Annotated in this window: 4 protein-coding genes and 2 pseudogenes; 3 read left to right on the plus strand and 3 right to left on the minus strand. The window is 65.1% G+C overall.

From position 1 onward, the window contains the following. The first annotated feature begins 20 nt into the window (after window positions 1–20). The 3 genes and pseudogenes from CWC60_RS16770 to CWC60_RS16780 form a co-directional block, all read left to right on the plus strand. Complete coding sequence (locus CWC60_RS16770; protein ID WP_109792016.1) at window positions 21–1,124, plus strand: amidohydrolase family protein; 1,104 nt, start codon at window positions 21–23, stop codon at window positions 1,122–1,124. A gap of 10 nt (window positions 1,125–1,134) precedes the next feature. Next, the gene (locus tag CWC60_RS16775) at window positions 1,135–2,817 is read left to right on the plus strand and encodes an N-acyl-D-amino-acid deacylase family protein (protein ID WP_164516278.1); all 1,683 of its coding nucleotides are present in this window, start codon (window positions 1,135–1,137) and stop codon (window positions 2,815–2,817) included. After that, a pseudogene (locus CWC60_RS16780) lies at window positions 2,810–2,992 on the plus strand (methylmalonyl-CoA carboxyltransferase); the annotation flags it as partial. The gene CWC60_RS16775 and the pseudogene CWC60_RS16780, both read left to right, overlap by 8 nt. A gap of 112 nt (window positions 2,993–3,104) precedes the next feature. Here CWC60_RS16780 and istB read toward each other — a convergent pair. The 3 genes and pseudogenes from istB to CWC60_RS23720 all read right to left on the minus strand — a co-directional run. Further along, window positions 3,105–3,749 carry an IS21-like element helper ATPase IstB gene (gene istB, locus CWC60_RS16785; RefSeq protein ID WP_109795079.1) on the minus strand — a complete coding sequence of 215 codons (645 nt, stop codon included), beginning with the start codon at window positions 3,747–3,749 and terminating at the stop codon, window positions 3,105–3,107. After that, window positions 3,746–4,006, minus strand: a pseudogene (locus tag CWC60_RS16790) (IS21 family transposase); the annotation flags it as partial. The pseudogene CWC60_RS16790 and the gene istB, both read right to left, overlap by 4 nt. 177 nt (window positions 4,007–4,183) lie before the next feature. After that, a partial coding sequence (locus CWC60_RS23720) for a DUF5681 domain-containing protein (RefSeq protein WP_109795080.1) occupies window positions 4,184–5,030 on the minus strand: 847 nt, incomplete at its 5' end.

Genomic DNA, 5,030 nt, shown 5'->3' on the forward strand with positions numbered 1-5,030 from the left:
TCCAAGGGGAGGACTGCGCCATGAGCATCACGCCGATTTCCGCCGATTCTCACATCACCGAGCCGCCGGACTGCTATTCCGCGCGCATCGACAAGGCCTGGCGTGAGAAGGCGCCGCATATCGTCAAGGACCCGAAGTTCGGCGAGGTCTTCGTCATTCCCGGCTTCGACAAGCCGATCCCGATGGGGCTCGTGGCCGCCGCGGGGCGGGATCCGAAGGATCTCAACTTCAACACCCAGAACTACGGCGACCTGCATCCGGGCGGCTACGATCCCAAGGCGCGGCTGGCCGACCAGGATCGCGACGGAATCTTTGGCGAAATCATCTATCCTTCGGTCGGCATGATGCTCTGCAATCATCCAGACTTCGACTACAAGAAGGCCTGCTTCGACGCCTACAACATCTGGCTGCAGGAGTATTGCGACTTCGCCCCCGGCCGGCTGTTCGGCATGCCCCAGATCGCGATGCGCACGGTAGACGAAGGTATCGCCGACCTGATGGACCTGAAGGCGCGCGGCTTCCGCGGCATCATGATGCCGGGCGAGCCGGCGGTCGCCGACTATGACGACCCCATCTACGATCCATTCTACGAAGCCGCGGTCGACCTGAAGATGCCGCTGTCGTTCCACATCCTGACGTCGAGCAACGCCGCCGCCGGCCGCACGCGGGGGCCGCGGATCAACTCCTTCCAGTCGATCATCCGCGGCAATCAGGACATCCTGGGCACCTTCATCTTCGGCGGCGTCTTCGACCGGCATCCGGACCTGAAGATCGTCTGCGTCGAGGCCGACGCCGGCTGGGCGCCCCACTGGATGTACCGCGCCGACCACGCCTACAAGCGCCACCGTTACTGGATGAAGTGCGACGAGCTGCAGCGCCTGCCGTCCGAGTATTTCCTGGAGCACATCTACCTGACGTTTCAGGACGACTGGTCGGCCTTCCAGATGAAGGATCTGCTGAACGTGGACCGCCTGATGTGGGCCAACGATTTCCCCCATTCGGACGCCACCTGGCCCTGGTCGCAGGAGATCCTGGCAGAGCAGACCGTCAATCTGTCCGATCACGAAAAGCAACGCATCCTGCGCGACAATGTGCGGGAACTCTACGACCTGCCGATCCAGTAGGAGGCGGAAGATGCTCGATCTCAAGATCACCAACGGAACCATCGTCGACGGCACCGGCGCGAAGGGCTGGAAGGGCGATATCGGCGTCAAGGACGGCCGGATCGTCGCCATGGGCAAGGTGGACGGGGACGCCGAGCGCACCATCGACGCGAAGGGCCATGTCGTCGCGCCGGGCTTCGTCGACATCCACACCCATTACGACGCGCAGGTCGTCTGGGACCGGATGCTGTCGATCTCGCCCTGGCACGGCGTCACCACGGCCGTGATGGGCAATTGCGGCTTCGCTGTTGCGCCGACGCGGCGCGAGCACCGCGACCTGATCATGCGCACGCTGGAGAACGTCGAGGGCATGAGTGTGGCCGCACTGACGAGCGGCCTGGGCGACTGGGGCTTCGAGAGCTTCCCGGAGTATCTCGACGCGCTGGAGAAGCTGGGCACCGCGATCAACATCAGCGTCTTCTGCGGCCACACGCCGCTCCGGCTCTACGTCATGGGCGAGGAAGCGACGGAGCGCGAGGCCAACGCCGACGAGCTGGCTGAAATGAAACGCCTCGTCGAGGAGGCGATGGACGCCGGCGCCATCGGCTTCGCCACCTCCAAGGCCGTGACCCATACGGGCTACGCCGGACGGCCCGTGCCGAGCCGCCTCGCCTCCATGCAGGAGATCGAGACGCTGGCCGGCGTGCTGGGCGAGAAGGACAAGGGCATCCTGCAGGCCACCATCGGCCGCGAGCTGTTCATCCCGGAATTCGAGCGGATTGCGCGCCAGACGGGCCGCCCCGTGACCTGGACCGCCATGCTGGCGGGTACGCAACTCGCCGACGGCACCGCGGAAGAGCATCTCGAGCGCACCCGGGAGCTGAAGAACCAGGGCCTCGACATCGTGCCCCAGGTCACGCCGCGGGCGCTGATGTTCGAGATCCAGATGAAGGCGCCCTTCATCTTCGAGCCCGTCTCGGTCTTCAAGCCGGTGCGCGGCGCCAGCTTCGAGGAGAAGAAGCGCCTCTACGCCGACGCGGACTTCCGCGACGCGTTCCGCCACAAGCTGTCGGGCAATATCCGTCCCGGCTTCCAGCGCAGCTTCGACATGACCATCATCGCCGACGTCCCGGGCCATCCCGAACTGGCGGAGATGACCCTGGCGGATGCCGCCGCCCAGGCCGGCAAGCATCCGACGGATTTCATGCTCGACATCTCCCTGTCGACCGATCTGGAGGCGCGCTTCCGCATGCCGGTGGCGAACCATTTCGAGGACGAAGTGGAGCCGCTGTTGAAGGACGGCAACACGGTGATCGGCCTCTCCGACGCCGGGGCGCACGCCAGCCAGCTCTGCGACGCCTGCCTGCCGACGCATCTGCTCGGCCGCTGGGTGCGGGAGAAGAAGGTCTTCTCCATCGAGGAGGCCGTGCGGATGCTGACCAGCCGACCGGCGGAGGTCTTCGGCATCACCGACCGGGGCACACTGGCCGAGGGCCGGCCCGCGGACATCGTGATCTTCGATCCCGAGACCGTCGGCTGCGGACCCGTCCAGCGTGTCTGGGATTTTCCGGCCGGCGCAGACCGGCTGATCTCGGAAGCCGACGGCATCGACGCGGTGATTGTCAACGGCACCGTAATCCGGCAGGACAATGCCGACGCCGTGGACCCCAACGGTCCCCTTCCTGGAAACCTGCTGCGTGGTGGACATGCCTGACACGACGAACCCCGACAACAAGCCGGCGCCGAAGGACTGGACGCCGGAACTCGACGAACTCCATCTCCGCGAGGAGATGACCGGCGGCATGGGCGGCCCCGACAAGGTGGCCCGCCAGCACGCCGGCGGACGGCTGACCGTCCGCGAACGCGTCCAGAAGATTGTCAACCGCGGCGTAAAATCCGACCACTGGGCGGCGTAAAAGTCGGTCACTTTTGGCGAGCGCAAGAGACCCGCGGGAGGGCGTAGCCCGAGCGGGTGTCTCTTGCGCGCGTGCGGGTTCTTTTTTATGGGCTTCTGGCGGCCTTGCGGGCGCGGCTTTGGGCAAGCCTGTAGCTCTCGCCGTTCATCTTGAGGATGGTGACGTGGTGTGTCAGCCGGTCGAGCAGCGCACCGGTCAGACGCTCGGTGCCGAAGGTCTCGGTCCATTCATCGAATGGCAGGTTGCTGGTGAACAGCGTAGAGCCTCGCTCATACCGCTGGGAGATCATTTCGAACAGCAACTCGGCGCCGGTCCTGGACAAGGGCACGAAGCCCAACTCATCGATGATCAGCAGCTTGACGCCGGCCATCTGCTTTTGCAGGCGGAGCAGCCGTCGTTCGTCGCGGGCTTGCATCAGGTCGTTGACCAGCGCGGCGGCCGTGGTGAAGCGGACCGACATGCCCTGTTGGCAGGCGGCCAGGCCGAGAGCGAGGGCGACATGGGTCTTGCCCGCGCCGCTGGGCCCAAGCGCAATGACATTCTCGCTCCGCTCGATCATCCGCCGCTCGCGGTCGATCAGTTCCAACTCGACCAGACGGGCCAGGAACCGGACATGGTCCTGGCCTTCGGCGGCGCACTGTCGGGCGAGCTTGTCATATTCCCGCAGGAAGGTCGGCAGCTTCAGCGTCTTCAGATGATCCGCGAGCAGGATCTTCGGGGCGTCACTCATTCCGCCGCCTCCGACGTCAGGGCCATATAGCTGGCGGCCGAGGTCGTCTCGACATTCGCGCGCGGCAGGTAGGGGTAGACGTCGAGGTCAAGCCTGGGCGGTCGCTTCTCGACATGGCAGAGCACGAGATGCTTGACCGCGTCGAAGCCGACCGCCCCCAATTCCAGGGCCTTCTTCACGGCGGCGTGGAGGTCATCGATGCCGAAGGTCTCCAAAAGGCGCAGGACCTGAACATACTCACGGCGACCCGCCTTGTGCGGCGCGACAATCAAGATGAGATGGGAGCGTCAATCAGGATGAGACGCCCCGGCCCGGCTGACGAAGGGAGGACGTAGCCCGACCGGCGTGAGCCGGGCCGGCGCGAACAGTCTGGTGTGGCGGCCCACCGGGTGTCAACGCCGGACTAAAAATGCATCAGCGGGCCGGCGCCGCCGCTAGCCTCCGCCTTCTGCTCCCGCCCGCCGGAGACGATCGAAGAACTCTGCGCTCAAACGGTCGATCTCCGTCTGCATCGCTAGCGAGACCAGGGACACCTCTGGCTTCGCTCGCATCAGACGGTCGTTTTCGATGGCATAGCGTCGTTCCAGGTCGCGTCGTGTCATGCCGGCATAGTCCATCATCAGCCCAACAGCCTCCCCGTCACGCCAGCGGAACCGGCGCGGGAGAACTGTGTCTGTGAGGGTCGCGAAAAAGAGCGCTGCGCAGATTCCCTCGCCTTTCGGCGGGTTCTTCCTAGCCTCGCTCGTCTTGTCCCAAAGGGCTGACTGCATCAAAGCCAGGTTCCGCAATTCCGCCACGTGCTCAAAGACCGCGACCTCTTCGGGAAACTCCGGCCCGTTGATCCAGACCTCCGTTGTCTGGTGGTTGAGCACGATGTCGTCGGGGTGCGGCAGGAGGTCGGGTGGCGGCATACCCTGCCGGCGATGTTCGGCGATCTGCGCTTCCCCCTGCACCTTCAGCTTCTCCAGTCGGGCAAACCGCTCGAGACGGGCGCGGAAGTGACGCTCCTCCTTCCGCTCCAGATACTCGATGGCGTAGCGCTGGGTGAGACGGTTGCCCTTGAGTGCGGACATGATCATGGCGCGGACGACAGCCTGTAATGCCGGGAGTTCCACCTCCTTGCCATTCTCCCGGAACTTCAGCAGGCGATAGGCCTCCTCCTGCAGGAAGGCATCCGCCGGCGCGTCCGAAAGCTGGATGGGTTTCGGCTTCGGCTTCTTCGGCCGGCCACGCGGATTGCCGGACTGGCCTTTCCTGAACCGCGTCGACCTGGGCGGCTTG

The sequence above is a fragment of the Minwuia thermotolerans genome, assembly GCF_002924445.1.
Taxonomy (GTDB): Bacteria; Pseudomonadota; Alphaproteobacteria; order Minwuiales; family Minwuiaceae; genus Minwuia; species Minwuia thermotolerans.

What these genes read in the sequence shown, in the direction of transcription:
- CWC60_RS16770 (WP_109792016.1), top strand. Translation starts at nt 21, where the DNA reads ATGAGCATCACGCCGATTTCCGCCGATTCTCACATCACCGAGCCGCCG.
- CWC60_RS16775 (WP_164516278.1), top strand. Translation starts at nt 1,135, where the DNA reads ATGCTCGATCTCAAGATCACCAACGGAACCATCGTCGACGGCACCGGC.
- istB (WP_109795079.1), bottom strand. Translation starts at nt 3,749, where the DNA reads ATGAGTGACGCCCCGAAGATCCTGCTCGCGGATCATCTGAAGACGCTG.